The sequence below is a fragment of the Photobacterium ganghwense genome, assembly GCF_017329545.1.
GTDB lineage: Bacteria > Pseudomonadota > Gammaproteobacteria > Enterobacterales > Vibrionaceae > Photobacterium > Photobacterium ganghwense.
Map to the genome: position 1 here is coordinate 721529 of NZ_CP071326.1, position 26288 is coordinate 747816.

Below are 26288 nucleotides of genomic sequence, written 5' to 3' on the forward strand. Positions count from 1 at the left end.
AACTAAGCCGTAAACTCACCAAAAAACAGCGACCTCTAAAACTGGTGATTTTTTTGGTAAGGAAATTTGTACAAACATCCAGAGTGTTCTACACATAACTTTAGGCAGTGGCATAAACAAAAAAAGGAACAAAACGTATGGCAAAAATCTTAAAATTGCTACCGTTGGCTATTTTGATTTCAGGTACGGTGAGTGCAGCGACAGATAACCCTTGGTATGTCGGTGCTCGAGTTGGTGGGACAACCTTCGATAATCAGGATGGTGTCCTCAGTGGTCAGGATCTTGATAAGAATGACTGGGGTGGCGGTGCATTCCTTGGTTACAACTTCAACAAATGGTTTGGCGTTGAAGTAGGTTATACCTACCTGGGTCAGGCTGATTATCTGAATGACGGCTTTGAAGTTCAGGGTATGGATTTCGTGGGTAAATTCACTTACGAAGTTTCTAAGTCGTTTGATCTCTACCTGAAAGCGGGTGGTTACTGGTTTGATGCTGACAATGGTGTTGTGAACGAAAGTGATACCGGTGTCAGCGGAACAGCGGGTGTTGGTGCGGAATACTTCTTTAACAATGACCTGTCTGCGCGTCTTGAGTACCAGTACTACAACCAGATCGGCGATAAGCCATCTCCTGGTGAAAGTGATGTGCATTTCTACGGTGTGAGCCTGGTTTATCACTGGGGTGCTCCAGCACCTGCGCCTGTCGTTGAACCAGAGCCAATGCCAGAACCTGTCCCGCAAGTTGTGCGTGTTGATGCAGTGAGCGCAACTCTGCCGTTTGCGTTTGACAGTAAAGCATTGTCTCCTGACGACATTCAGAAACTTCAGCCAGTGGCTCAGCAACTGGTCGATTACCCTGATACCAAACTTTACGTCGTAGGCCACACAGACAGCCGTGGTTCACTGGAATACAACCAGAAACTGTCTGAAGAGCGTGCGAAAGAAGTAGCCGGTTATGTTGGCCAGCACTTTGGTATCTCTCCTAGCCGTGTTGTTGTGAAAGGCAGCGGTGAACTTGAGCCAGTTGCATCAAACGATACTGATGAAGGCCGTGCACAAAACCGTCGTGTCGAAGTCTATGTTCCTGGCTTCGAAATGACGAAGTAAGCGAGATCTGAAGTCAGCTATATCTACCGCAACTGTTTGTTTAGGTACGATTCTGCTGTAATTGATTTTTTCGATACACGCAGAGCAAATAAAAAATCCAGCCCACATGGGCTGGATTTTTATTTTGGGCTTGGTTCTGCTTGTTGGTTGCTGTGTCTCGATGACTGTCTGTCTTAGTCTGTTGTCCGGTAACAACTACGTTGTAGAAACAACTCAGAAACACAGCGTATCCAATAAAGCCTGTAAAAATTTATGCGGCTTCAGCTTCAGCCGCTTGTGACTTTGCCTCGGCAGCCTTACATGCTGCAGCGGTAAAGATCACGTCGGTTGAGCTGTTCAGCGCTGTCTCTGCTGAATCCTGAATCACACCGATAATGAAGCCAACCGCTACAACCTGCATTGCCACTTCGTTTGGAATGCCAAACAGGCTACATGCCAGAGGAATAAGCAGCAGAGAGCCGCCCGCAACACCAGATGCACCACATGCAGAAACCGCCGCAACAATACTCAGTAGAATCGCTGTCGCAATATCAACATTGATACCCATTGTGTGTACCGCCGCCAGTGTCAGCACTGTGATAGTGATTGCGGCACCACCCATGTTGATGGTTGCACCCAGTGGGATAGAGACTGAGTAAGTATCTTCGTGCAGATCCAAGTCTTTACACAGCTGCATGTTCACAGGGATGTTAGCTGCTGAACTACGTGTGAAGAATGCGGTAATACCACTTTCGCGGATACAACGCAGTACCAGCGGGTATGGGTTTTCTTTCGTTTTGAAGTACACGATGGCAGGGTTAACAATAAAGGCAATCACAGCCATAGAACCCAGTAGTACACCCAACAGGTGTGCGTAACCAAATAGTGCGTCAAAACCGGTTTCAGCAAAGGTACTCGCAACCAGGCCGAAGATACCGATTGGTGCCAGACGGATCACGAAACGAACGATTAGCGTAATACCGTTGGAGACATCGTGGAAAACCTGCTTAGTCGCATCGCTTGCCTGATGCAGTGCAAAGCCTAGTGCAATCGCCCATGCAAGGATGCCGATAAAGTTACCTGTCATCAGAGCGTTAACTGGATTATCAACGATCTTGAATAGCAGGGTATTAATCACCTCAGTGATCCCTTCAGGCGGGTTAGCACCTGTTGCACTGGTAACCAGAGTCAGAGTGGTTGGGAAAAGGAAACTCATGGCTACTGCTGTCACCGCTGCCATGAATGTACCGAACAGATACAGCACAACAATTGGTTTCATGTTGGTGTGAGCGCCTTTCTTCTGGTTGGCAATGGATGATGCGACCAGAATAAAGACCAGAATCGGAGCAACTGCTTTTAGCGCGCTGACAAACAGACCGCCAAGGAAACCAACCTTGAGAGCAGATTCCGGAGAGAATAGAGCAATAACAATACCGGCGATAATACCGAAGAGTATTTGTACCACGAGGCTGCCATTGGCGACCCGTGCCAGAAAGGGTTGTGATTGATTCATATTACATCCTGCTTATTTTTTACTTATATGTGGAAGCATTTAATATTGCTTCCGCCGCATTTTGTAACAGGAATTGTGGCATATTTCTATAGCCAATCAAAGAAACTTTTACTTTACTCAATATTAACATTTGTTTCCCCTTTATTGGCAAAGTGCTGCCGTATCAGGGGCGGCGATGGTGGTTTTCTTAACAATTTGGGGTTTTAAGGGGCGATAATGTTAAAAAAGCCCACATTACGTGGGCTTTTCGATACGATTGTCATTAACACATCCGACGATTACGGTACAATTGGTGCAAGGTGAGAGCGACTTTTTGCCTCTTCTTCACTCGGGGTTGCCCGTAAATTATTCAGTATTGTTAGTAATTTTTCTGTGTTCACCTGTGAGCTTTCAGGAGATTCACGGGCAAAACGTTGTGCCATGATGTTCGCAACCAAGGCAGAAAGTTCCTCTCGTTGCGGGTGCGGCGGGTTGTATTTTTTCCATTGCTGGAAAAAGGTTTGCAACTGAATGGCATCATTACGTTTGACTGCCGCCATCATCCCATCCACGGAGTCCGCATAAGTGGTTAAACCTGCGGGCATCTCCGGTTGCTTCATCAGTGTACGCAGTTGACGTCGGGCATTTAGCCACAATTTAACCGTGAACAGCCACAATGTGGCGAACCCCAGAGCTACCCAAGGCCACCAATCCGATTGGGTTGTGGAACCGAATTCCGCGGTGGTATGTGCAGATGCGTCAGACGGAGAAGTAACCATCGAGGTGTCTGCTGGGTTAGTTGGTTGGCCGCTTGTTTGAGTGCCTGTTTGCGTAGCCGTCTGGCTCATTGCGCCGGACAGGTTAACCGGGCTGGAACCTTCACCTGGCACTACGTGTAGTGTCAGACCATCGATACGGCTGGTTTGCTGCTTACCTTCAACAGTGTTCCACCAGTTAATGGCGAGTGATGGCAGTGTGAGCTCACCAGACTCCCGAGGAATGATGACTTGCTTCAGCGTCATGGTGGTGTAGTTTGCATCGGTGCCATAAACCGGTTTTTCGTCATACACCCGAACTGAGCCAGGGTACTGAAGGTTCAGGTTCGGCAGTCGACTTTGTTCGGCATTTTTGATCCGAAGGGTAATCGTGCGAGTCAGAGGCTCGCCGACTTTTACGGTCGCTGACTCCGGCTGCCAGTTTTGCTCAAGTTGCAGGTCTTCCGTCGGTAGCCATAGCCCCTGATAATCTGAAGGCTTATCTTTTACCGCAATAGAAAAATCTTCCCCTTGTTTCTCGACCGGCACACGCAAGGTAGAGCCAAATCCACGACTGCCTTTAATAATGCTGCCTTTGAATGCGGCACCGCGCAGCAGGATATCGCCGGGCTTATTCGCCGTGATTTGGTAATTACGGGTGATAATCAAGTAGCGGCGCCCATTCAGCACGGTTTCTACCTGGTGGTCATCACCGATTTGGCGTACATCCAAGCCATCCCCCGAGGGCGCAATCAAGCTAGCCTGACTCATTTGCTCCCCGATACGAATCCGTACGGTGTAGCGAATGGTTTCGCCAAGATAGAGGGCCTCTTTATCGACATTCGCACTGATGTGAATATCTGGTTGTGCAGAAGCCGCGTTGCCGTCACTGGCCGACTTCATCGAGGTGATTGTTATTGGCTCCGTTCGGCTGGAACCGATTTTGAAGCTCGGAATGGTAAACGTTCCGACTGCTTTGGTTGCAATGGCCACTTTCCATTCTGTCTGGCGGGTTACTACGCCATTGACGTAGCTGGTTCCGCTACTGATGGACGGCGTGCCGTAATTGAAATCATCGTCCAGCACCGACAGATCGAGTGCATTGGTGTTCACGTTGTCATCAATGCTGATCTGCAGCTGAAATACCTCATTGACCCCGACAACATTTTTCGACACGGTTGCAGTCGCTAGGGCGGCATAGGAAAAAGAAGAAAACATCGCCAACAGACTGAAAGCGAGTCCGAGCATCACCTTGAAGGGGGTGCGCGAAGCGTTGCTGTTTAGTCCTGGTCGCAGCATATTAAACCTGTTCATCTTTGGGTTACCATGAATTTTCTGACGCATTAGGTGCTTGCTTTTGTCTGGCTTGCAGAATTAACTGGGCACGGATCAAACCACTGGTGTCATCCTGAACCTGTTCAAGTTTTTTCAGTACGGGATCGCTGGCTGAAATAGAGCTGTTACTGCCTGTTTCCGCAGCGGAGGTGGCAACGGATGGTGGTGCATCTGAATCTTGTTCCTTGCCATTGTCAGCGGATTGCTCATCGGCTGAAACGGCTTGTTGGCTGTCAGGCTGTGTCTCCGTTGGTTGCTGCTCTGATTGCTGGACGGTTTGTTGGGCAGTTTGCAAATCACTCTGTTGATCTGCCTCTTGTTCAGAGCCCGCATGCGAAGCCGAGCGAGAGTCATCCGGTTTAGCATCAGCCGTACTTCCGGAAGTAGCGTTTGTATTCTGACCCGCATTGCCAGCATCACTTTGTTGATTTTCAGCATCACTCTGTGATTCTGATTGCCGATTATCACTTTGTTGCGGCTGATCCTGATTTAGCTGGCCTGGTTGCTGTCCGGATTGTTCCCCTGACTGTTGATCTGGGTGTTGCCCCGACTGTCCATCCTGTCCCGCATTTTGCCCCGGATCTTGTTCTGATGATTGTTGCGACGACTGCTCTTGTGAGGAGTCTGCGTTTTGCTGTTCAGACTGCGGGTCATTGGAATTAGCTGGGTTGTCTTGCTGCTTGCGCTGATTTCCACTTTTATCTTGTTGCTGATCGGAAGGTTGTTTATTCGCGCTGTTTGCCTGATTTTGTGGTGATTCAGGCTGATTTGCTTTCAGTTGTCTGGCAATCTCGAGGTTGTGTCTGGCGTCCTGATTATCCGGATTACGTTCAAGCAGTCGCTCATAGATTGAAATGGCGTCGTCATACTGGCCGATTTGCACATAAGCATTGCCGAGATTGTATTGCGAGGCGTCATTCTCAAGTGGCTTCAGTGTTTCAATCGCTTTGTCGTATTCGCCGGCTTTGTAATAGGCTGCACCTTTCCACGCTGCAGACGAGAATACTTTGGCCGATTCAGCGTACTGTTCGTCCTCAAACAGCTGATAAGCACGTTGGTCACGGTTTTTGAAAGCGAAACCTGTATCTGCGGCATAACTTTGATCCACAGGAATGAAAATCAGACAGGCTGCCAGTAATACACCCCGGCGAAAACCCAGCAAAGCAATGACAATGACCGGAATCAGCAGCCAGAAGCCATTATTCAAGCGTTCTTCCAGTTCCTGTTTGTCTTTGTCCTGAACCGTACTTTGAGGTGGCTTAGCTGTCGCTGCGATTAACGCGTTGACATCACTATTCGTTGGCTTTGCTAACTGCAGTACGCCCCCAGTTTCTTTTGTCAGTGGGAGTAGGGTACTGAGATCAACGCGTGATATGACTGTACGACCTGAATTATCAGTTTGCAGACGACCATCCGGTAAGGCAATCGGGGCTCCTTGTGTGGTACCCATAGCCAGAACCGAAACCCGATATTCAGTGTTGGCAAGTAATGCCAGGCTGTCGTCAGACTCTTTGTCACTCAGGCCGTCAGTGATCAGGATAATGTCCCCCTGAATATGGCCTGCCTGTTTGAGCAAAGTGATAGCTTCCTGGATCCCGGCGGCCGCATTACTGCCCTGTATAGGCAGGATCTCAGGCGACAGATGAGGAATCAGGGTAGTCAGGGTCTGACTGTCTTTGGTTAACGGGCTGACGGTGTAGCCGTCGGCAGCGTAAGTCACCAGTCCTGTACTGCCTTCTTTCCAGCCGGGTAGCAGATCTAACGCTTTAAAGCGTGCCTGAGTCAGACGATTCGGGGTAATGTCTGTGGCGTACATAGATCGGGACATGTCCATCACCAGCACGCGGGCTCCCGACAGGCTGTAAGCGGGTAGGGTGGTTTTTTGCCAGCTTGGGCCTGCCAGTGCTGTCACACTCAACAGCCAGACGAACGGCAACCAGGTAAGCAGCCCTTGTACAGGCTGACGCTCATTCAGCCCTAGTCGGGCAGCAAGGTGAGGGGCAATCAGCCCCTGCTGAGTTTTTTGGCGGATTAGCCAGGGCAAGATAACGCCCAGTGGAATCAATGCCAGAAACCACATCGGATAAAGAAAAGTCAGACTAGCCATTTCGTTTTCTCATAACCACAATCACAACAGACAACAACAGCGCAGCGGCCAGCGGGAAACGAAACAGTTCCTGACGTGGACGCCAGGTTTGCTGTGCCTGATTGACCGGCTCAAGCTGGTCGATCATCTGATAAATGTTTTCCAGCTCCTGCGGATTACGCGCGCGGAAGTATTGTCCGCCTGTCATTTCAGCGATTTGTGTTAAGGTTTTTTCGTCCAGATCCTGTGAAGGATTGACCGTACGGCTGATGAAGAATGAACGCTGTTCCATCTCCTCAGCACCTACGCCGACGGTGTAAATCGTGACATTACTCCGGGCTGCCAGCTCTGCGGCTTCGATCGGATCTATCACACCGGCAGTGTTGGCACCATCACTTAATAGAATAATGACCCGCTGCGGCGCATCACCGTCAATGAAGGTACGGGTTGCAACGCCCAGCCCTTCGCCGATCGCGGTGCTCTGGCCAATCAAACCCAGAACGGTACGATCGAGCTGTTGCTGAACGGTATGGCGGTCAAAGGTGAGCGGTGTTTGCAGGTAAGCATGATTGGCAAACAGCACCAGACCAAGGCGATCGCCTTTACGTTTACCAATGAAATCATGCAGTACCGATTTTACTGCGGTCAGTCGATCAATTGCCTCACCTTGCGGTGTGATCATGTCTTCCATTGACATGGAACCAGAAAGGTCGACAGCCAGCAGCATATCCCGGTGATCAGGATTGATTTCAATCGGATCGCCATACCAGACTGGCCTTGCCATGGCGAGAAGCAGGAAAATCCAGCCAATCGACATCAGCACCGCCAGCCAGCGGCTGCGTTGTTGCTTCTGGCCTAATCCGTCTGGCAACTTTGGCAGCGGGATCGCTGAAGGAGGCGGAGTGGATGGCATCAGCCGATAAACCAGATAAGGCAGAGGCAGCAGGATCAGCGCCCATAGCCAGAGAAACTCAAACATGGCCGGACTCCTTGCTCGCTGCCTGCAGTTTCTCTGACGGGACAGTTTTTGACGGCAGAGGAGTTGGCAACGCGTTGTCTATGTGCGCGCTGTCTGCAGATGTATATGCAGACGGGACGGTGTGTTGCGTCATCGTGCCTGAAGTGAACTCCGCTTTCTGAATCCACCGCTTGGCCTGCTGATAACATTTTTTGAATGTTTGGTTATCGAGTGGCTCTGGTGAGAACAAACCCTGCTGCCAGACCGATGCAAGTTCAGTAAACCCGCGGTGTTTCTCCGGCAGGCAGCTATCAAGAAATGTCAGCCATGCGCTTCCGGTCAAGCCCGCGACGTCTGCGCGGGGCAGGTAGCTCATGGCCATCTGGCGCAACAAGAGATTCAGTTGGTTGAAGTGCTCAGCAGATCGGAGTGACCTGAGCTGATGTAAGGCTTCCTGACGCGCCTGATTGGCCCTTTTATATCGTCGCAGGGTAATCAGCAGCCAGGCACCCACAAGGCCAAACAGTGCTAATAGCATCCACCATCCCCATGCCAGCGGCCAGTAACCTGGCTCAGCAGGAAGATGGAGACCTGCCAGAGAAATCGCTGGTGTACTCCCAGATGTGGCAGGTGCCGATACATCCGGTAATGTTGCGGCAGGGGCTGCAGTTAATGGCACCTGTGCTAAAGCCGTGTTTGTCAAAAATGTCGTTGCCAATACTGTCATTGGCATCGCACTTCGCCAGACTTTCGCACTGGAAATAGCACGAAGTGTATGTTGGCTTGGGGATTTATGAAGCCGTTGCATGTTTGTCAGAAACGTATTGAACAGGGAATTGCCTCTGAGTCTCATGATGCACTCCCGTTATTTCCAGATTCAGCGTTGCGTCCGTTTTGTGCCATGCCAAGCTGCATCATCAGTGGGATGGCGGCTGACAACGGATGAAGAGGAATCGCCAGACTTTTACATAAGCTGTGTAAAAATGCCTGGAGTTGCTGATACTGCTCATTCAGTCCTTGCCGGGTCTTCTGGGAAGAAAAATCCAGCCACGCGGTTTTTTCCTGATCGGCGACATAGGCGGTACCGGAGAAGGCCGTTTGTCCGGATTCCAGCGGATCAAACAGTTGCACGAACTGAATCCGATTGTGTTGCCTTAGTTGGCTCAGGCGGCGCTTGTCTGTCATTGCAAGCTGATAAAAATCGCTGAGAATGACGATTTCACTGCCTTTAGGGCAAAGATGATGTAAATGTTTGAGTGCATCAGCAAAGGGCAGGCGCGTTTGCGGCTGAGTTGCTGAATGGCTGAGCATCAGGTGTTGCCGATGTGCATCGATCAAGGCGTTGATGACACGCAATGGCCCCTGTTGACGGGCAGTAGGTTTGCACTCAATTAGAGTCGAACCGGTGTAAATCATGGCACCGATGCGATCTTGTTCACTGACGGCCAACCAGCTGAGCAGGCTGGCAAAATGGGCAGCCTGCACGGATTTGAGCATCAGCTGCGAGCCAAACTGCATACTGGCGCTCATATCCACTAACAGCATGACCGGTTGCTCACGTTCTTCAGTAAACAGCTTAGTGTGCGTTTTGCCGGTACGAGCGGTTACCCGCCAGTCAATTGCCCGGATGTCATCACCGGGCTGATACGGACGGACTTCAGAAAAATTCATCCCCCGGCCTTTACGGCGACTTTGATGGTGACCGTTGAGTTGTGACCAGACGCTTTGCGCTGGTGGCAGCCAGCGCACAGTTTTATTTTTGTAATGCAGCAACTCAGCCAGACACAAATTGACGCCGTCACTGTGTGGGGGCAGTGCTGGGGTCACGGAATCTGTCATGCGCAAGCTACCTGAGTGATCAACTGTTCCACGATGGTGTCTGGTGAAATCGCTTCGGCTTGCGCTTCATAGCTCAGTAACAGGCGGTGGCGCAGAACCGGATAGGCCATTTGCTGAACGTCTTCTGGCGTAACAAAGTCACGCCCGCTCAGCCAGGCATGAGCACGGGCGCAGCGATCTAACGCCAAGGTGGCACGCGGGCTGACGCCCATTTGCAGCCAAGCGGCAAGCTGGTCGCTGTAACGGTGCGGCTGACGTGTTGCCATTACCAGGCGAATGATGTACTGCTCGACATCTTCGGCCATATGGATATTGAGCACAGCTTTGCGTGCCGCAAAGATTTCTTCCTGGGTCAGATGTACCGGTTCTGACGCTTCAATGCCAAGTGCCTCACCGCGGTTCAGTCTCAGAATCGCCAGCTCGCTGCTGTCATCCGGGTAGTTCACATTTAGCTGCAGCAGAAAACGGTCAAGCTGCGCTTCAGGCAGCGGGTAGGTACCTTCCTGCTCAATCGGGTTTTGTGTTGCCATAACCAGAAACAGTTCCGGCAGCGGATAGGTTTTACGTCCGGCAGTGATTTGTTTTTCAGCCATGGCTTCAAGCATCGCCGCCTGTACTTTCGCAGGTGCACGGTTAATCTCATCTGCCAGCAGTAAGGCATTGAAAATAGGGCCGGGCTGGAACGTAAACTCCCCGGTTTCAGGGCGGTAAATATCGGTTCCCGTCAAATCAGCCGGCAGCAAATCGGGGGTAAACTGAATGCGGTGGAAACTGCCTTCAATGCAGTCTGAAAGCACTTTGACGGCGCGGGTTTTGGCCAGTCCCGGAGGGCCTTCAACCAGTATATGACCATCTGCCAGCAGGGCAATCATCAGTTGTTTAACGAGGTCAGGCTGACCAATCACCTGGCTGTTCAGGTAAGTTTGAAGGCGCTGGAAAGTAGAAGTCAACATAGTGGGTTTGTGTCCTATTAATACTTCAGTCGACAAAGACATATGGACTTTCAGACTCAATTTAAAGAGGAAAGTTCATCAAAATTATGTTGCTGAACAGGGACAATCTGGATGAGATAAGTTTGCTGTGGCACACCACTTACTACTAACTATAGTGAACAGCAAAATATTGAGGGAAATGGGTGACACCACTCATCTGACGGAAATCATCTTTTCAGCTGCGGGCCACTGGCGCAATAGCATCCGATCTTTTTTATGGCATGTCATTATAGGCTGGTGCAACGCCAAGGTGCAGAGTATGAATAATCTGATATAAATTAGTGCATATGTACCTGCTTTTATGCACTAAAAAAGTGCTGGCAAGTCAGAAATGCCCGGATTTATCGAATGTATTTGAATGGTTTCTGGCGTGGTTAAAGTGGCATTGTTAATAAGTTAATGATCTTTATTGAAAATAAAATTTCGCTGATAAAGATAACAACATTGGCATGATGGCTGCTTGTGAAGATAAGTTATTCACAAGGAGTATAAATATGTCAGCGAAGACTACCCATCCCGCACTGATTGGCGCAGTGGCATCCCTGTTTTTCTCCAGCCAACTATTGGCCGCTGAAGAGACTATCAAAGTCGGCGTTCTGCATTCCCTGTCCGGCACGATGGCCATCAGTGAAACGACCCTCAAAGATACGATTTTAATGCTGGTGAACGAGCAGAACGCCAAAGGCGGTTTGCTGGGGAAAAAGCTGGAAGCCGTGGTGGTGGATCCGGCATCAAACTGGCCGCTGTTCGCAGAAAAAGCCCGGGAACTTTTGGAAAAAGAAAAAGTGGATGTGGTGTTCGGTGGCTGGACGTCGGTATCCCGAAAATCCATGTTGCCGGTTTTTGAAGAACTGAACGGTTTATTGTTTTATCCGGTGCAGTATGAAGGCGAAGAATCCTCAAAGAACGTCTTTTACACCGGCGCCGCGCCAAACCAACAGGCGATTCCTGCCGTGGACTACATGATGAACGAGTTGGGAGTCAAACGCTGGGTATTGGCGGGGACTGACTATGTCTATCCACGCACAACGAACAAGATTCTTGAAGCCTATCTGAGTGCCAAAGGGGTAGATAAAGCCGACATCATGGTCAGCTATACCCCGTTTGGCCATTCTGACTGGCAATCTATTGTGTCAGATATCAAAAAATTCGGCAGCACCGGCAAGAAAACCGCGGTGATCTCTACGGTGAATGGGGATGCCAATGTACCGTTCTATAAGGAATTGGGAGCGCAAGGGGTTTCCGCTGAAGAGATTCCTGTCGTTGCGTTTTCGGTCGGCGAAGAAGAGCTGTCCGGCATGGATACCTCACCGTTGGTTGGTCACCTGGCGGCATGGAATTACTTCATGAGTGTGGATACTGATGCCAACGCTGATTTCATTGAAAAATGGCAGAAGTTTATCAAAGACGATAAGCGGGTGGCGAATGACCCGATGGAAGCCAGTTACATTGGCTTCAATATGTGGGCTCAGGCGGTACAAAAAGCCGGAACAACGGAGCCGGATGCCATTCAGGACGCCATTATCGGGATTACCGTTCCGAACCTGACGGGGGGATACGCGACTATGATGCCGAACCACCATATCACTAAGCCAGTGTTACTTGGAGAAATCCAGGAGGATGGCCAATTTGAAGTGGTGTGGGAAACAACCGGCGTGGTGGCGGGGGATGCGTGGTCTAACTACCTGCCGGGCTCTAAAGACCTCTACGCCAGTTGGCAAAAGCCTTTCTCGTGCGGCAGTTTCAATGTGGTGACCGGGAAATGTGCCGGTGTTAAGTGATGGTGCTAAGTGATGGCATAAGGTGGCAGTGTCACCTTATGCCTGAGTTACCGAGTCATGCTGAGGTTCTGAGTAGCGCTTGGCTGCGCATGGACTAGCGCTTGGATAAAAGGAGCGGTGTCAGTCTGCCCAGAGGCAGGCACCGTTTCAGACCGAACGGTGACATTCTTCAGTGCTTCGCTCAGGTCTTGTACCACCTTCATGGAAGAAGATTATGAAAATATATTGGTGGGGATGGCCATCCAGCCATGCTCCGAAACGCTTTCTGGCCACTTCTGTGACCTTTTTGTTGATGATGTTCGCCTTGTTTATCGGCAGTGCCGTCGCGAATGCACAAGTGAATACGTTTGAAGACGCCGCTGAGCGGTTCAGCCAACGTCAGTTTGCGCCTAAGCAGGAAGCGGTAAACTGGCTGGTTTCAAATCAGCACCCATTCGCAAGGGACATTCTGTCCGGTCTGATGGATGGGCGCCTGTATTATCAGCCATCAACGCGGCAGCTCTATCTGATTGAGTCACTCAGTCGCGGTGCGACGGCAATGGAATTCCCTTACCTGACTCCGACGGAGATTGTTCAGACCCGCGATTTTCGAAAAGTTCGGGTCAACAATGCGCTTCGGGTAACGATCCGCCAGGGTATAGCCCAGTTGGATCTTACATCGACATCGGAAACGCGTCGGCTGGCGGCGGCAAAGAGCTTGCTGGGAGAAACATCACCGACGGTGCTGATGCTGGTGGAGCAGGCCTATCAGACAGAAACCTCAGAGCCGGTCAAAGATATCCTTGCGTTGGTTCTGGCAATCGCGAATATCCAATCCGGGGAGGCGAATCTCCGGCAATCAGCCATAACCGTGTTGTCGGACTCACTTGAACCGGCGGCATATCAGGCCTTGCTGAAGGCCAGAGAGACGGAACTGCAAAAAGCCGTTGAGGATCAGACCGCGTTGCCGACCTTGAATCGGGCAATTGATGCCTATCAGCAAAGCCAGCGTGTGTATGAAATGGCTGAAACCCTTTTTTTTGGCCTCAGCCTGGGATCTGTGCTGGTGTTGGCCGGTATTGGCCTTGCTATCACTTTCGGGGTGATGGGGGTGATCAATATGGCGCATGGCGAACTGATCATGATTGGTGCCTATACCACGTACGTGATCCAGCAATTGCTGCCTGATCATATCGGGTTGTCAATATGGCTGGCGATCCCGGCTGCGTTTGTGGTCTCTGGTGCAGTGGGGATTGCAATTGAGCGTGGTGTGATCCGTTTTTTATATGGACGCCCGCTTGAAACCCTGCTGGCCACCTTTGGTATCAGCCTCGTGTTGCAACAGGCTGTCCGCAGTGTGTTTTCTCCTCTGAACCGCTCTGTCAGTACACCGGACTGGATGAGCGGAATGTTGGAAATTAACCCGTTACTTGCCCTGACGTACAACCGACTGTACATCATCCTGTTCTGCCTGATGGTGTTTGGGGCACTGGTTGTTCTTTTGAAAAAGACCCCGCTGGGTTTGCAGGTCCGTGCTGTTTCGCAAAACCGTGCCATGGCAAGAGCGATGGGGGTGCGTTCGGAATGGGTCGATGCCATGACCTTTGGCTTAGGGTCAGGCGTCGCCGGGATAGCAGGGGTTGCACTTTCTCAGCTCAGTAATGTTGGCCCGAATATGGGGCAGAGCTACATCATTGACTCTTTTATGGTGGTGGTGTTTGGCGGTGTCGGGAACTTGTGGGGAACACTGGTTGCCGGGATAAGCCTGGGGATTTTCAATAAAGTACTGGAGCCTTGGGCTGGCGCTGTTCTGGCGAAAATTCTGGTGCTGATTTTTATTATTCTGTTTATCCAGAAGCGGCCTCGCGGGTTGTTCCCGCAACGTGGTCGTGCGGTGGAGGGCTAACCGTATGCTGGTTTCAATACTTAAATCTGATCGAGGCGGGCAGGTACTGCTTGGCGTGCTGGTGGCGCTGGCTATTGTGGTTCCAGCACTCAACCTGCTACTGGCACCGGATCATCCGCTGCATGTTGATACGTACACGATCACCCTGATGGGCAAATACCTGAGTTACGCCTTACTGGCGCTGGCGGTGGATCTGGTATGGGGGTATCTCGGTATTCTGAGTCTGGGGCATGGCGCATTTTTTGCTCTTGGCGGTTATGTCATGGGGATGTACCTGATGCGTCAGATTGGCGACCGAGGCGTGTATGGAAATCCGGAATTACCTGATTTCATGGTGTTTCTTAACTGGGACGCGCTGCCGTGGTTCTGGCTGGGGGTTGATATGTTCTGGTTTGCCTGTCTGATGGTCGTGCTGGTGCCCGGTCTTCTGGCGTGGGGATTTGGTTATCTGGCATTTCGGTCCCGGGTTTCAGGTGTCTATCTGTCGATCATGACACAGGCACTGACTTTCGCCCTGATGCTGGCGTTTTTCCGTAACGAAATGGGGTTTGGCGGTAACAATGGTCTGACAGATTTCAAAGACATTCTTGGTTTCAGCCTGCAGGCGACAGAAACTCGCTTGGCACTATTTATTGCGACGATTTTAGCCTTGATTTCAGGTTATTTGGTATGCAGAGCCGTCATTGCCAGCCGTGTCGGGAAGGTGGCCATTGCTGTCAGGGATGCTGAATCGCGGGCCCGTTTCATCGGCTATCAGGTTGACCACTATAAGTTATGTCTGTTTGTGCTGTCGGCGGTCATCGCCGGTGTGGCGGGCGCTTTGTATGTCCCTCAGGTCGGTATCATCAATCCTGGCGAATTTGCCCCCCTGAACTCTATTGAAGTGGTGGTGTGGGTTGCTCTGGGCGGAAGGGCGACTCTGTACGGTGCGGTGATCGGGGCGGTGCTGATTAATTACCTCAAAAGCTGGTTCACCATTGAGTTTCCTGAAATCTGGCTGTTTGTACTGGGGGGCATGTTCGTTCTGGCAACCCTGTTTCTGCCCAAAGGCGTGACCGGTTTGCTGACGTCATGTTTCGCCTGGCTTCAGTCTATTCGCTGCCGGGTGATGGAAAAAACGTTTCCCAGTAGCCGCCAGACTGAGCTTGCAAAGAGGCCGCTGACTGGCCAGCAAGAAGAAAAGGAGGCGTTGCTATGACTGTACATTTATCTGTAACCGGGAACACGCCAACGGTATCACACCAAGTCGCATCCTTTTCGGCTTCCCTCGGACTGACTGATGCAGCAACTGAAATCGGTCATGAAACCACTTCTCTCGAGGGCAGCCCTGAGCGTCAGGGAGGCATGACTGAAAACCGCACTGGGTGGAGCGGAAAAATGCGGGATCTGGTGCGTCGTGATCAGGTGTTTGAATTTCTGATGCCTAATCAACATCCGCTTATTGATACCCGCCATAACATGCTTCTGTATCTCGAAGGGGTGTCGAAATCCTTTGACGGATTTCAGGCTATCCGGGATCTCAATCTTTACATTCGTGAAGGGGAATTGCGCTGCATTATCGGACCGAATGGTGCAGGAAAAACCACCATGATGGACATCATCACCGGTAAAACCCGGCCGGACAGCGGTGCGGTGTGGCTGGGCAGCAATATTAATCTGCTGCAGATGGATGAAGCACAAATTGCCAATGCCGGTATTGGCCGTAAGTTTCAGAAACCCACCGTGTTTGAGTGCCTGTCCGTATTTCACAACCTGGAACTGGCGATGGCCGGTGCCAGAGGAGTCTTTGCTGTTCTTCGGGCGCGTCTGAGCGGTGAACAGCGGGATCGGATTGCACAAGTGCTGGAATTGATCGGGCTGGCAGAACAAGCCGGTAAGTTAGCTGGCAGTTTGTCCCATGGCCAGAAGCAGTGGCTGGAAATCGGCATGTTGCTGATGCAAAAACCGAAATTACTGTTGGTTGATGAACCAGTTGCGGGAATGACCCATCAGGAAATGGATAAAACAGCAGAATTGCTGCGCTCGCTGGCAGGTGAACACGCCGTCGTGGTGGTCGAGCATGATATGGACTTTGTCCGTTCGATTGCAACAACGGTGACCGTGCTTCATCAGGGGCATGTCCTTGCAGAAGGTAACATGGCCGATATTCAGGCTAACCCGAAAGTCAAAGAAGTGTATCTCGGAGAATGAACATGCTCGCAATCAATGGACTGAATCACTTTTACGGCGAAAGCCACACCCTCTGGGATATTGACCTGACGCTGACTGCGGGGAAATGCACGGTTTTGATGGGGCGTAACGGAGTCGGAAAAAGCACCTTACTGCAATGCATCATGGGGCTTGAGCCTGTGAAAAGTGGCTCGTTGCGGATCGGAGATAAAGAGATGAGTCGTTTGTCGGCAGAAAGTCGCCCCCGTCACGGTATCGGTTATGTCCCTCAGGGGCGTCAGATATTTCCGCTTTTAACAGTGGAAGAGAACCTGCAGATCGGTCTGCCCGTCAGACCGCGGGGTGACAGGCGGATTCCAGATCTCATTTACGCGCTGTTTCCGGTGCTGAAAGACATGCGCCATCGTCGAGGCGGCGACCTTTCGGGCGGTCAACAGCAGCAGTTGGCGATTGGCCGTGCGCTGGTCGTGAATCCGTCACTGCTGATACTGGATGAACCGACGGAAGGGATTCAGCCCAACATTGTGCAGGAAATCGGCGACATCATTCGACGGCTGAATCAGGAACTGGGGCTGACGGTACTGCTGGTGGAGCAGAAACTGCCGTTTGCCCGAAAAGTCGGTGACCATTTCTGCCTGATGGATCGAGGCAGGATGGTGGCTGACGGACGAATGCCTGACTTAAGTAAGGCACTGATCCAGGAGTATCTGACAGTATGAGTACGCAACAGGCACTGTCCAATCTCACTCCAACAGCCCGTATCATTGCGGATAAAGTCAACCAGGAAACGCCTTTGGATGGGAACCCTGACGCGAGTCATATCCGTTTAACTCAGCGTTTTCCTGCTATTTCAACTAAACCCACGCCGGATAATCTTGCTGAACAGTCAGGCTGGAAAGCGGAGATCCAGCTGGGCTTCTCTCCGGCTCGTACCATGGCTGCTGAGACGCCCAAAACGGTCGTGCGTCATCGCCGACAGTCTGGCCCACTGGCAATCCAACGGCCGCTATACCCTGAAGGATCACCTTGTCATGTCTATCTGCTGCACCCGCCGGGTGGTGTGGTCGGCGGCGATCAGCTTCGGATTCAGGCGCAGTCAGACAGTAGAGCGCACGCGCTGGTTACCACACCCGGGGCGACCAAATTTTACCGCTCGGCTGGTGCGTATGCGTATCAGCGTCAGGAACTCAGGGTTGAAACGGGTGGGATTCTCGAGTGGTTCCCGCAGGAGAATATTTATTTCCCTCAGGCAAAAGTTCGGCTGGATACCGAGATCACGATCGCTGAAGGCGGACGTTTTGTGGGTTGGGAATTGCACTGCTTTGGACGGCCTGCACTAAAAGAGGGCTTCGATTCTGGCAATGTCGTGGGCTGTACCCGTTTAACAGTGAATCAGCGTCTGGTGTTAGCGGAACAAATTAACGTTCAGGGCGGCGACATGCACCAGCAGAATGCGGGGTTACGGGGTTATGCCATGATGGGAAGCCTGTTTGTGGTGCATGCTGATGAGAAACTACTCAAAGTGGTACAGACCTTGCTTAATGAACATTCGGATTATTTGAATAAAAACAACATGGTGGCAGCAGTAACCGCCTTGTCGGGTGATATCCGAAGCTCCAGATCTGATGACCAATCCGTGTTGGTGGTTAGGGCCATGGGGCAGAGTAGCGAGTCAATGACACGACTGTTCACCCGTATCTGGCTACAGGTCAGAACCCATTGGCTCGGGGAGTCACCGGCAATTCCCAGAATCTGGGCGACCTGAGCTATCAACAATACGTGACAAACTGACTATATAAATCATAGGGCTATAGATGGAACTGACCCCAAGAGAAAAGGATAAGTTGCTGCTTTTTACAGCAGCACTGTTGGCCGAAAGGCGCAAAGAAAAAGGCTTAAAGCTCAATTACCCGGAGTCTGTCGCGTTGATCAGTGCGGCGATCCTTGAAGGTGCACGCGAAGGAAAAAGTGTCGCGGAACTGATGGATCACGGACGCACGATCCTGACTGTCGAGGATGTCATGGAAGGGGTGCCTTCAATGATCCATGACGTTCAGGTTGAAGCAACGTTTCCAGACGGAACCAAGCTGGTGACCGTGCACGATCCGATTGTGTAGGGGGCTGCTATGTCTACTCTGCCCGAAGATAAAGCTGGGATCCTATCTGGTGCTTTGATCCCTGGCGAACTGCAAGTGGCTCAAGGTGACATTGAGCTGAATATTGGATTGCCCACTCTGACGATTGCCGTTGCCAATGTCGGTGACAGACCCATTCAGATCGGTTCTCACTATCACTTTTATGAAGTTAATGACGCATTGAGGTTTGAACGGGAACCTACCCTGGGCTTCAGGCTGAACATCGCTGCCGGAACAGCAATGCGTTTTGAACCGGGACAGACCCGCACCGTTGAACTGGTCAGCTATTCGGGGAAGCGGGTAGTTTATGGCTTTCAGGGCAAGGTGATGGGACCGGTTTCTGCAAAACGGTCGTGTTAGAACGCTGAACTAAACATAAAGCAACTATTGATTTGAAAATTAAAGAAAAACACTGCATGGGCGCCGTGTTTTTGTACACGCCATGCTGCTGAGGAACAGCGGAAAAGAACAATGCAATCGGAGTGCTGAATGGCAAAAATATCAAGGCAAGCTTATGGGGAAATGTTTGGCCCGACGGTCGGCGATCGATTACGGCTTGCTGACACCAAGCTCTGGCTAGAAGTCGAAAAAGACTTCACCAGCTACGGCGATGAAGTGAAGTTTGGCGGCGGAAAAGTGATCCGTGATGGGATGGGACAAAGTCAGGCCCTGTGTGCAGAGGTGCCGGATCTGGTGATCACCAATGCCGTCATCCTTGATCATTGGGGCATCGTGAAAGCCGATGTTGCGGTGAAAAATGGCCGTATCGCGGGAATCGGAAAGGCCGGGAATCCTGATGTGCAGCGAGGGGTAGACATAGTGATCGGGCCGGGGACGGAGATTCTGGCCGGTGAGGGCTCTATTCTGACCGCCGGTGGTATTGACTCACACATCCACTACATATGCCCGCAGCAAATTGAAGAAGCGCTGTGCTCAGGGGTCACCACCATGATTGGCGGTGGGACGGGGCCAGCCACAGGCACGAATGCCACGACGTGTACTCCTGGCCCCTGGAATATCCACCGGATGCTTGAAGCGCTTGACGGTTTTCCGATGAATTTCGGGCTGTTGGGCAAAGGCAACGCCAGTTTACCGGAACCGCTCAGAGAGCAGGTAGCCGCCGGAGCGATTGGCCTGAAACTGCATGAAGATTGGGGAACCACACCCGCGTCGATTGATAACTGCATGAGTGTCGCCGAGGAAACGGACGTTCAGGTTGCCATTCATACGGACACTCTGAATGAATCGGGTTTTGTTGAATCAACACTGGCGGCTATCGGCGACCGGGTCATTCATACCTACCATACCGAAGGAGCCGGTGGTGGGCATGCGCCGGATATTATCCGCGCCTGTGGCGAATCCAATGTGCTGCCGTCATCGACTAATCCGACCCGCCCTTATACGGTCAACACCGTGGATGAGCATCTGGATATGCTAATGGTATGCCACCATCTTTCTCCGTCAATTGCGGAAGATGTCGCCTTTGCGGAATCCCGTATACGCCGTGAAACCATTGCCGCAGAAGATATTTTGCATGATCTTGGTGCATTTTCGATGATCGCATCGGATTCTCAGGCAATGGGGCGAGTGGGGGAAGTGATCACCCGTACCTGGCAGACGGCGCATAAGATGAAAGTTCAGCGTGGGAGCTTGCCGGAAGATTCTGCCTACAGTGATAACTTCCGCCTTAAACGCTACATTGCCAAGTACACGATCAACCCTGCCATTACACATGGGATCGGCCATGAGGTTGGCTCTGTGGAAGTGGGAAAATTGGCCGATCTGGTGCTGTGGAAACCGGCTTTTTTCGGCGTTAAACCCAGTGTCATTCTGAAAGGTGGCATGATTGCAGCTGCACCAATGGGGGATCCCAACGCGTCTATTCCGACGCCACAGCCCGTACATTATCGGCCGATGTTCGGCAGTTTTGGCCGTGCAGCGGCGAATACCTCCATGCTCTTTTTGTCCCGTCAGGCTGTAGATGACGGCATACCCGCGGAACTCGGTCTGCAGAGTCTGATTGGTACCGCGAAAAATTGTCGGACGGTCCGCAAGGCCGATATGGTGCACAACAGTTGGCAGCCACAGATTGAAGTGGACTCACAAACTTACCAGGTTCGCGCCAATGGTGAACTACTGGTTTGCGAGCCTGCGGCGGTATTGCCAATGGCTCAGCGGTATTTTTTATTTTAAGGGGATGCCATGTTGGTTTTAACGAAACACATTCAGGCAGCTGATGCCTCAGAGGTGGCGGACGTAGAGTCTCTGCACCCATTAAGTCTCTCTATTGATGATCGGGTTAAAAGCCGATTCCTGACGCAGCTGGCAAACGGAACGGAAGTGCGCTTGTTTCTGCCAAGAGGCCGGATTCTGCGACACGGTGACGTGCTTGAAAGCGAGTTTGGCGAGCGGGTGAGAGTAGAAGCGGCTGCTGAGCCTGTATCGACGGTTTACTGTCAGGATCTGCATTTGCTGGCCCGAGTGGCCTATCACCTGGGAAACCGCCACGTTCCGCTGCAAATCAGTCCGGAGTGGGTGCGCTATCAGACCGATCATGTGCTTGATGCCATGGTGGAAGGTCTTGGTGCAAAGGTGACTGCTGAGTCTGCCCCTTTTGAACCGGAAGACGGGGCGTATGGCGGGACTCATGGCGGTCACCATGGTAGTAGCCGTAACCACCAGCGTCATCAAGAAAATAGCGACAATAGCAATCACGGAACTAACCGCGAAAGTGTCCACGAAAGCAGCCAGAACAGCCACCACCATCACTAAATTGGTAAAGAACGACAAAAGTGGATGACTTCATCCTTTATTGGCGGGAAGCCTGACTAACAAAAAAATAAGGAAATAATGATGACACATCTCAAGCAACTGTCTCACGCACTCACGACCCCTCTTCTGACTGGGTTGGCATTACTGAGCTCTGGATCCGTCTGGGCGCATCCCGGACATGATGAATTATTGGAAAACAGCAGCCTGATGGCGGGATTGCTGCACCCGCTGACCGGATTTGATCATCTGGTCATGCTGATCGGGGTTGGCTTTATCGCATCTCAGATGGCACAGCGTTCACATGCCGTTCGGGTGATGGTGTCAGCCATTGTCCTGCTGCTCGCTGGCATGGCGATGGGAGCCTTGAGCGGGTTTGCGACAGGCATAGAAGCGATGATCCTTGCGTCTGTCGGCGTTGCAGCCGTGGCGTTGTATCGCCGCCAGGGAGCTGCATCTACCTTGCTATCAACACTGGCGGTATCACTGGTGCTGTTTCATGGCTGGGCTCATGGCCTTGAAGCCAGTGGTAATGCGCTGGCAGGATTTGCCACAGGCATGATCGGCAGTGCCTCGTTACTAATCAGCACCGGCTATCTGCTTGGCCGTAAAGTGAGCCCGAAATGGCAGAGTGCAATGGTAGCCGTCAGTGGCGTGGTACTTGTCCTGGCCGGTTAATTGACGGAATCACGCGATGACAGAGTGCCCGCAAACACTTTCAAATTTTCGCTTGTATCAGCTGATTAGTCCGTCACTACCTATTGGTGCGTTTACTTATTCGCAAGGGTTAGAGTGGGCAATCGAAGCTGGATGGGTAAGTGACAGTGTCACTTTCGAAGGTTGGCTGTTGGATGTTTTGCATCACAGCCTGGTGACCCTTGAGCTGCCAATTCTCAGGCGGTTATATAAGGCTGTTACTGTTCAGGATGACGAGCAAGCCAGGCGATGGAATGAATGGTTATTAGCCAGCAGGGAAACGATGGAACTTCGGCAGGAAGAGTTACAGCGAGGGCGGGCAACCGCCCGCTTACTGGAGCAACTGGAACCCGCATTAACTCAGGAACAGATTCAGCTCGTAAGAGCTTCTCAACTGGCTGGATTTGCACTGGCTGCCACCCGGTGGGGCATCAGCACAGAAGCGTTATGTGCCGGTTATCTCTGGAGTTGGCTGGAAAATGCTACGATGGCGGGAGTGAAGCTGATCCCGCTTGGGCAGACCGCGGGACAGCAGATTCTGATGACGGTATCCGAGCATTTATCGGATGCTGTGGCCGCATCACAGTATGTGGCTGACCATGAGATAGGGAGTTTTACTCCGGCTCAGGTCATTGCCAGCGCTCGTCACGAAACCCAGTACACCCGACTATATCGATCTTAAGGAAGCGATCATGAATCAATCACATTCACCGTTACGAATCGGTGTAGGGGGCCTGTTGGCTCCGGAAAAACGGCTTTGCTTGAAGTGTTGTGCAAGGCAATCAGGGACCGGTACAACATTGCTGTCGTGACCAACGATATTTATACCCAGGAAGATGCAAAAATTCTGACCCGGGCGCAAGCGCTGGCCGCAGACAGAATTATCGGAGTGGAAACCGGAGGGTGTCCGCATACCGCAATTCGTGAAGATGCATCTATGAACCTGGCTGCTGTTGAGGAACTGTGTGCCCTGCATGAAAACCTGGATATCGTCTTTATCGAAAGCGGCGGTGATAACCTCAGTGCGACTTTTAGCCCTGAGCTGGCGGATTTGATGATTTACGTGATCGATGTCGCGGAAGGAGAGAAAATTCCACGTAAAGGCGGGCCGGGTATTACCCGATCAGATCTGTTGGTGATTAATAAAATCGACCTCGCGCCCTATGTTGGTGCATCTTTGACCGTGATGGATCAGGACACCGCGAGAATGCGGCCAAATAAACCTTATGTTTTTACAAATTTGAAACAAGGGGAAGGTCTACCAGAGATAATTGATTTTATTATTACTAAGGGAATGCTTAGTTAATTTTCTTATGAAATAAAGCGCATTAATATAAACAGAAAGCAGATACGAATTATTCCTATCTGCTTTTTTTCTTTTTAAACCACTTACTGGTTGCGCATTTTTAGTGAGCTTAATGCATTATTTTTGTGCAAGTTTCGTTGAAAAGGCTGGATAAATTTAATCTTTATTCAGTCTCCCACCACTATAAACGCTGAATTTAAATAATTATTCAGGGTGTTCTAAAGTTGGCATTTAATATGCTTATCAAAATATAACAATACTGACACATTTGATGGTTAAGGTCGTTGCATTTTATAAGTGTGATTCTATGCAGGAATATTTGGTACGACCATTAATTCCCCTGGTTGATATATCTATGTGCCTGTGTTCTTATAATATTTATGCAATAGAAAAGTCACCCAAGTGTCTTTTTAGCTCGCTAGGATGCAACAAAGATTAGAAACTGAACTGACATTCGGTTCACGTTGGTTAGTGGCCCTTAATAACAATGATAGGCAAGTAATTGTAGTTAAGGGTTTTTTATCATCATCATGATGGAAATGGAGTCTTCTGTAATGAGTAAAACAGCATTAGTAACTGGCGCTAAAGGCGGTATTGGTTCTTCTATCACACAAGGATTGGTCGAAGCGGGCTATCGTGTTATTGCAACTTATTTCCCTAATGGTGAAGCAAAAGCCAAAGAGTGGTTTAAGGAAAATAATTATTCAGAGGAACAGGTTCGTTTATTCCCTCTGGATGTGACGGATACGGCGTATTGTAAAGAAGCTTTAACAACTTTGTTGCAAGAGGAAGGCAAGATTGATGTACTTGTTAACAACGCCGGAATCACTCGCGACACCACATTTAAGCGTATGACCAAAGAGCAATGGGACGAAGTGATCACCACTAACCTGAACAGTCTCTACAACGTCACCCATCCTCTGTTCGCTTCAATGTGTGATCATGGTAATGCTCGCATTATCAATATCTCTTCGGTGAACGGTCTTAAAGGCCAGTTTGGCCAGACAAACTATTCTGCGGCAAAAGCAGGCATGATTGGTTTTACTAAGGCACTGGCAGCAGAAGGCGCGCGCTTTGGTGTTACCGTCAACGCAATTGCTCCTGGGTACACAGGCACTCCAATGGTTGAAGCCATCAAGCCTGAAGTGCTGGACAGCATCAAAGCAGAAATTCCGATGAAACGTCTGGCTGCACCGGCAGAAGTTGCCGCAGCGGTTGCATTCCTGGCAAGTGATGCCGCTGCCTACATTACCGGCGAGACACTGTCGGTAAACGGCGGTCTGTACATGCACTAATTGACACATTCGATTGAGTAAGGACGCTAAGCACTATGTCAAAAGTTTATATTGTTGCAGCTAAACGTACGCCTATTGGCAGTTTTAACGGCGCGCTGAAATCTGTTTCAGCGGCACAACTGGCTGCTACAGCAATCAAAGCCGCTCTGGAAGAAGCGAAAGTTGCACCAGAGCACCTGGATGAAGTGATTCTGGGTAACGTAGTTGGTGCAGGTCAGGGCATGGGTCCTGGTCGTCAGGCAGCCCTGTATGCAGGCGTGCCAAATGAGGTCCCTGCTTATACTTTGAATATGGTTTGTGGCTCCGGGATGAAAGCAGTCATGGATGCGGCGGCGCATATCAAAGCTGGCGATGCGGATCTGGTTGTTGCGGCGGGTGCCGAGAACATGTCTCAGATTCCTTTCTGTGTGCCGGGCTCTTCCATCCGTGATGGTCAGAAGATGGGTAACCTGCAATTGTCTGACCTGCTGATTGCTGATGGTCTGACAGATGTATTTAACAACTACCACATGGGCGTAACGGCTGAAAACGTGGTGGAGAAAGTTGGCCTGACGCGTGAGCAGCAGGATAACTTCGCACTGGCCAGCCAGCAGAAAGCCGTAGCGGCCATTGAGCAAGGTAAATTTGTTCAGGAAATCGTTCCGGTTGAAGTGACAGTACGTCGCCAGACCACTGTTGTCGATACGGATGAGTATCCAAAAGCGGATGCAAGCATTGAAGGGCTGGCCAAACTACGTCCTGCATTTAAGGCTGAAGGCGGTTCTGTCACAGCGGGTAACGCATCAGGCATCAATGACGGCGCAAGTGCGATTATCGTCGCTTCTGAAGCTGCCGTTGCTAAATACGGTCTGACCCCGCTGGCTGAAATTGAAAGCTACGCACAAGCAGGTATTGCCCCGGAAATCATGGGTCTTGGCCCTGTGCCGGCGGTACAAAAAGCCCTGGTGAAAGCAGAGTTGTCTATTAATGACATCGGTCTGTTCGAATTCAACGAAGCGTTTGCCGGTCAGGCGCTGGGTGTCCTGCATCAGCTGGCTGATGATCTGGACGTTCAAGTGGAAGATTTGGCGGAACGTTCAAACGTAAATGGTGGTGCGATTGCACTGGGTCACCCTCTGGGCGCATCCGGCAACCGTATTATTGTCAGCCTTCTTCATGAAATGCGCCGTCGTGGTACAGAGCATGGCCTTGCCACCCTCTGTGTTGGTGGCGGCATGGGTACGGCAATCGTACTCAAAAACGTTTAATTAGATAGGCATTCAAACTAGTGCCCGGTTTGAACCATGGCCCGGGCACAACATTCATTACTTGGCATGAAGGAAACAAGCTATGTATACGGAAATGTTCAAATCTTTCTCTGAGCAGACTGAGAAAACTCTTGCACCATACGTTAAGTTCAACAAAGTGTTCACGAAGAACGTTGAAGAACTGACTGAACTTCAACTGGCAGCCGTTCGTGCTTATAGCGATCTGGGCCTGTCTCAGCTTAAAGCTGTGAGCGAAGTGAAAGATGTTCAGTCTTTCGCTGCTTTCAACAGCCAGCAGCTGGAAACGCTGACTAAGCTGTCTCAACAGCTGATCGACGACAGCAACAAGTTTGCTTCTATCGCTCAGTCTTTCAAGACAGAAGTTGATGAGCTAGTTGCTGAAAATGTAAAGCAAGTCAACCCAGCGTAATTCAAATGACCACTCAGCCGCTCCCGTTCGGGA

21 protein-coding genes and 3 pseudogenes are annotated in these 26288 nt (G+C 50.9%); 17 read left to right on the top strand and 7 right to left on the bottom strand.

Annotation, left to right across the window (positions count from 1 at the left end; genetic code table 11):
* The first annotated feature begins 137 nt into the window (after positions 1-137).
* Positions 138-1106, top strand: coding sequence for an outer membrane beta-barrel protein (locus FH974_RS19185; RefSeq protein ID WP_047884454.1), 969 nt, complete (start codon positions 138-140; stop codon positions 1104-1106).
* 250 nt (positions 1107-1356) lie between these two features.
* Here the strand turns inward: FH974_RS19185 and sstT are convergent, their stop codons facing one another.
* The 7 genes from sstT to FH974_RS19220 all read right to left on the bottom strand — a co-directional run bounded on the left by sstT (position 1357) and on the right by FH974_RS19220 (position 10503).
* The gene (gene sstT / locus FH974_RS19190) at positions 1357-2598 is read right to left on the bottom strand and encodes a serine/threonine transporter SstT (protein WP_047884453.1); all 1242 of its coding nucleotides are present in this window, start codon (positions 2596-2598) and stop codon (positions 1357-1359) included.
* A 278-nt stretch (positions 2599-2876) separates the two neighbouring features.
* Positions 2877-4646, bottom strand: a complete 1770-nt coding sequence (locus tag FH974_RS19195; RefSeq protein WP_242551965.1) for a BatD family protein — start codon at positions 4644-4646, stop codon at positions 2877-2879.
* A 7-nt stretch (positions 4647-4653) separates the two neighbouring features.
* On the bottom strand, positions 4654-6774 hold the full coding sequence (locus FH974_RS19200; protein ID WP_207104080.1) for a VWA domain-containing protein: 2121 nt from the start codon (positions 6772-6774) through the stop codon (positions 4654-4656).
* A complete protein-coding gene (locus FH974_RS19205; protein ID WP_047884451.1) occupies positions 6767-7732 on the bottom strand; it encodes a vWA domain-containing protein in 966 nt (321 codons plus the stop codon). The genes FH974_RS19200 and FH974_RS19205 overlap by 8 nt, the downstream gene beginning before the upstream one ends.
* On the bottom strand, positions 7725-8564 hold the full coding sequence (locus FH974_RS19210) for a DUF4381 domain-containing protein (RefSeq protein ID WP_084712506.1): 840 nt from the start codon (positions 8562-8564) through the stop codon (positions 7725-7727). Before FH974_RS19210 ends, FH974_RS19205 begins: the two co-directional genes overlap by 8 nt.
* Complete coding sequence (locus tag FH974_RS19215; protein ID WP_047884450.1) at positions 8561-9550, bottom strand: DUF58 domain-containing protein; 990 nt, start codon at positions 9548-9550, stop codon at positions 8561-8563. The genes FH974_RS19210 and FH974_RS19215 overlap by 4 nt, the downstream gene beginning before the upstream one ends.
* The gene (locus FH974_RS19220) at positions 9547-10503 is read right to left on the bottom strand and encodes an AAA family ATPase (RefSeq protein ID WP_047884449.1); all 957 of its coding nucleotides are present in this window, start codon (positions 10501-10503) and stop codon (positions 9547-9549) included. Before FH974_RS19220 ends, FH974_RS19215 begins: the two co-directional genes overlap by 4 nt.
* A gap of 533 nt (positions 10504-11036) precedes the next feature.
* On the opposite strand from FH974_RS19220, the gene urtA reads away from it, so the two are divergent.
* From urtA to FH974_RS19300, 16 genes and pseudogenes are all read left to right on the top strand, one after another.
* Positions 11037-12323, top strand: coding sequence for an urea ABC transporter substrate-binding protein (gene urtA / locus FH974_RS19225; protein WP_047884448.1), 1287 nt, complete (start codon positions 11037-11039; stop codon positions 12321-12323).
* 958 nt (positions 12324-13281) lie between these two features.
* Positions 13282-14208, top strand: a pseudogene (gene urtB, locus FH974_RS26465) (urea ABC transporter permease subunit UrtB); the annotation flags it as partial.
* Positions 14209-14212: 4 nt separating this feature from the next.
* On the top strand, positions 14213-15406 hold the full coding sequence (urtC, locus tag FH974_RS19235) for an urea ABC transporter permease subunit UrtC (protein WP_107193837.1): 1194 nt from the start codon (positions 14213-14215) through the stop codon (positions 15404-15406).
* 146 nt (positions 15407-15552) lie between these two features.
* The gene (gene urtD / locus FH974_RS19240; RefSeq protein ID WP_047884825.1) at positions 15553-16398 is read left to right on the top strand and encodes an urea ABC transporter ATP-binding protein UrtD; all 846 of its coding nucleotides are present in this window, start codon (positions 15553-15555) and stop codon (positions 16396-16398) included.
* A 2-nt stretch (positions 16399-16400) separates the two neighbouring features.
* On the top strand, positions 16401-17096 hold the full coding sequence (gene urtE / locus FH974_RS19245) for an urea ABC transporter ATP-binding subunit UrtE (protein ID WP_047884447.1): 696 nt from the start codon (positions 16401-16403) through the stop codon (positions 17094-17096).
* Positions 17093-18142 (top strand): urease accessory protein UreD, encoded by a 1050-nt coding sequence (locus FH974_RS19250; RefSeq protein WP_084712504.1) that lies wholly within the window; start codon positions 17093-17095, stop codon positions 18140-18142. Before urtE ends, FH974_RS19250 begins: the two co-directional genes overlap by 4 nt.
* A 49-nt stretch (positions 18143-18191) precedes the next feature.
* Positions 18192-18494 carry an urease subunit gamma gene (ureA, locus tag FH974_RS19255; RefSeq protein WP_047884446.1) on the top strand — a complete coding sequence of 101 codons (303 nt, stop codon included), beginning with the start codon at positions 18192-18194 and terminating at the stop codon, positions 18492-18494.
* A gap of 9 nt (positions 18495-18503) precedes the next feature.
* On the top strand, positions 18504-18872 hold the full coding sequence (locus tag FH974_RS19260; RefSeq protein WP_207104081.1) for an urease subunit beta: 369 nt from the start codon (positions 18504-18506) through the stop codon (positions 18870-18872).
* A 129-nt stretch (positions 18873-19001) separates the two neighbouring features.
* Positions 19002-20705, top strand: coding sequence for an urease subunit alpha (gene ureC / locus FH974_RS19265; RefSeq protein ID WP_207104082.1), 1704 nt, complete (start codon positions 19002-19004; stop codon positions 20703-20705).
* Between the two features lie 9 nt (positions 20706-20714).
* A pseudogene (ureE, locus tag FH974_RS19270) lies at positions 20715-21200 on the top strand (urease accessory protein UreE); the annotation flags it as partial.
* 165 nt (positions 21201-21365) lie between these two features.
* Positions 21366-21959, top strand: a complete 594-nt coding sequence (locus tag FH974_RS19275) for a HupE/UreJ family protein (protein ID WP_053061762.1) — start codon at positions 21366-21368, stop codon at positions 21957-21959.
* A gap of 16 nt (positions 21960-21975) precedes the next feature.
* Positions 21976-22659 (top strand): urease accessory protein UreF, encoded by a 684-nt coding sequence (locus FH974_RS19280; RefSeq protein WP_047884442.1) that lies wholly within the window; start codon positions 21976-21978, stop codon positions 22657-22659.
* Between the two features lie 10 nt (positions 22660-22669).
* Positions 22670-23283, top strand: a pseudogene (gene ureG / locus FH974_RS19285) (urease accessory protein UreG).
* 554 nt (positions 23284-23837) lie between these two features.
* Entirely contained in the window at positions 23838-24578 is a 741-nt protein-coding gene (locus FH974_RS19290) for an SDR family oxidoreductase (RefSeq protein ID WP_047884440.1), read from the top strand.
* 35 nt (positions 24579-24613) lie between these two features.
* On the top strand, positions 24614-25825 hold the full coding sequence (locus FH974_RS19295) for an acetyl-CoA C-acetyltransferase (RefSeq protein ID WP_047884439.1): 1212 nt from the start codon (positions 24614-24616) through the stop codon (positions 25823-25825).
* A gap of 82 nt (positions 25826-25907) precedes the next feature.
* A complete protein-coding gene (locus FH974_RS19300; RefSeq protein WP_047884438.1) occupies positions 25908-26255 on the top strand; it encodes a phasin family protein in 348 nt (115 codons plus the stop codon).
* Positions 26256-26288 lie beyond the last annotated feature (33 nt).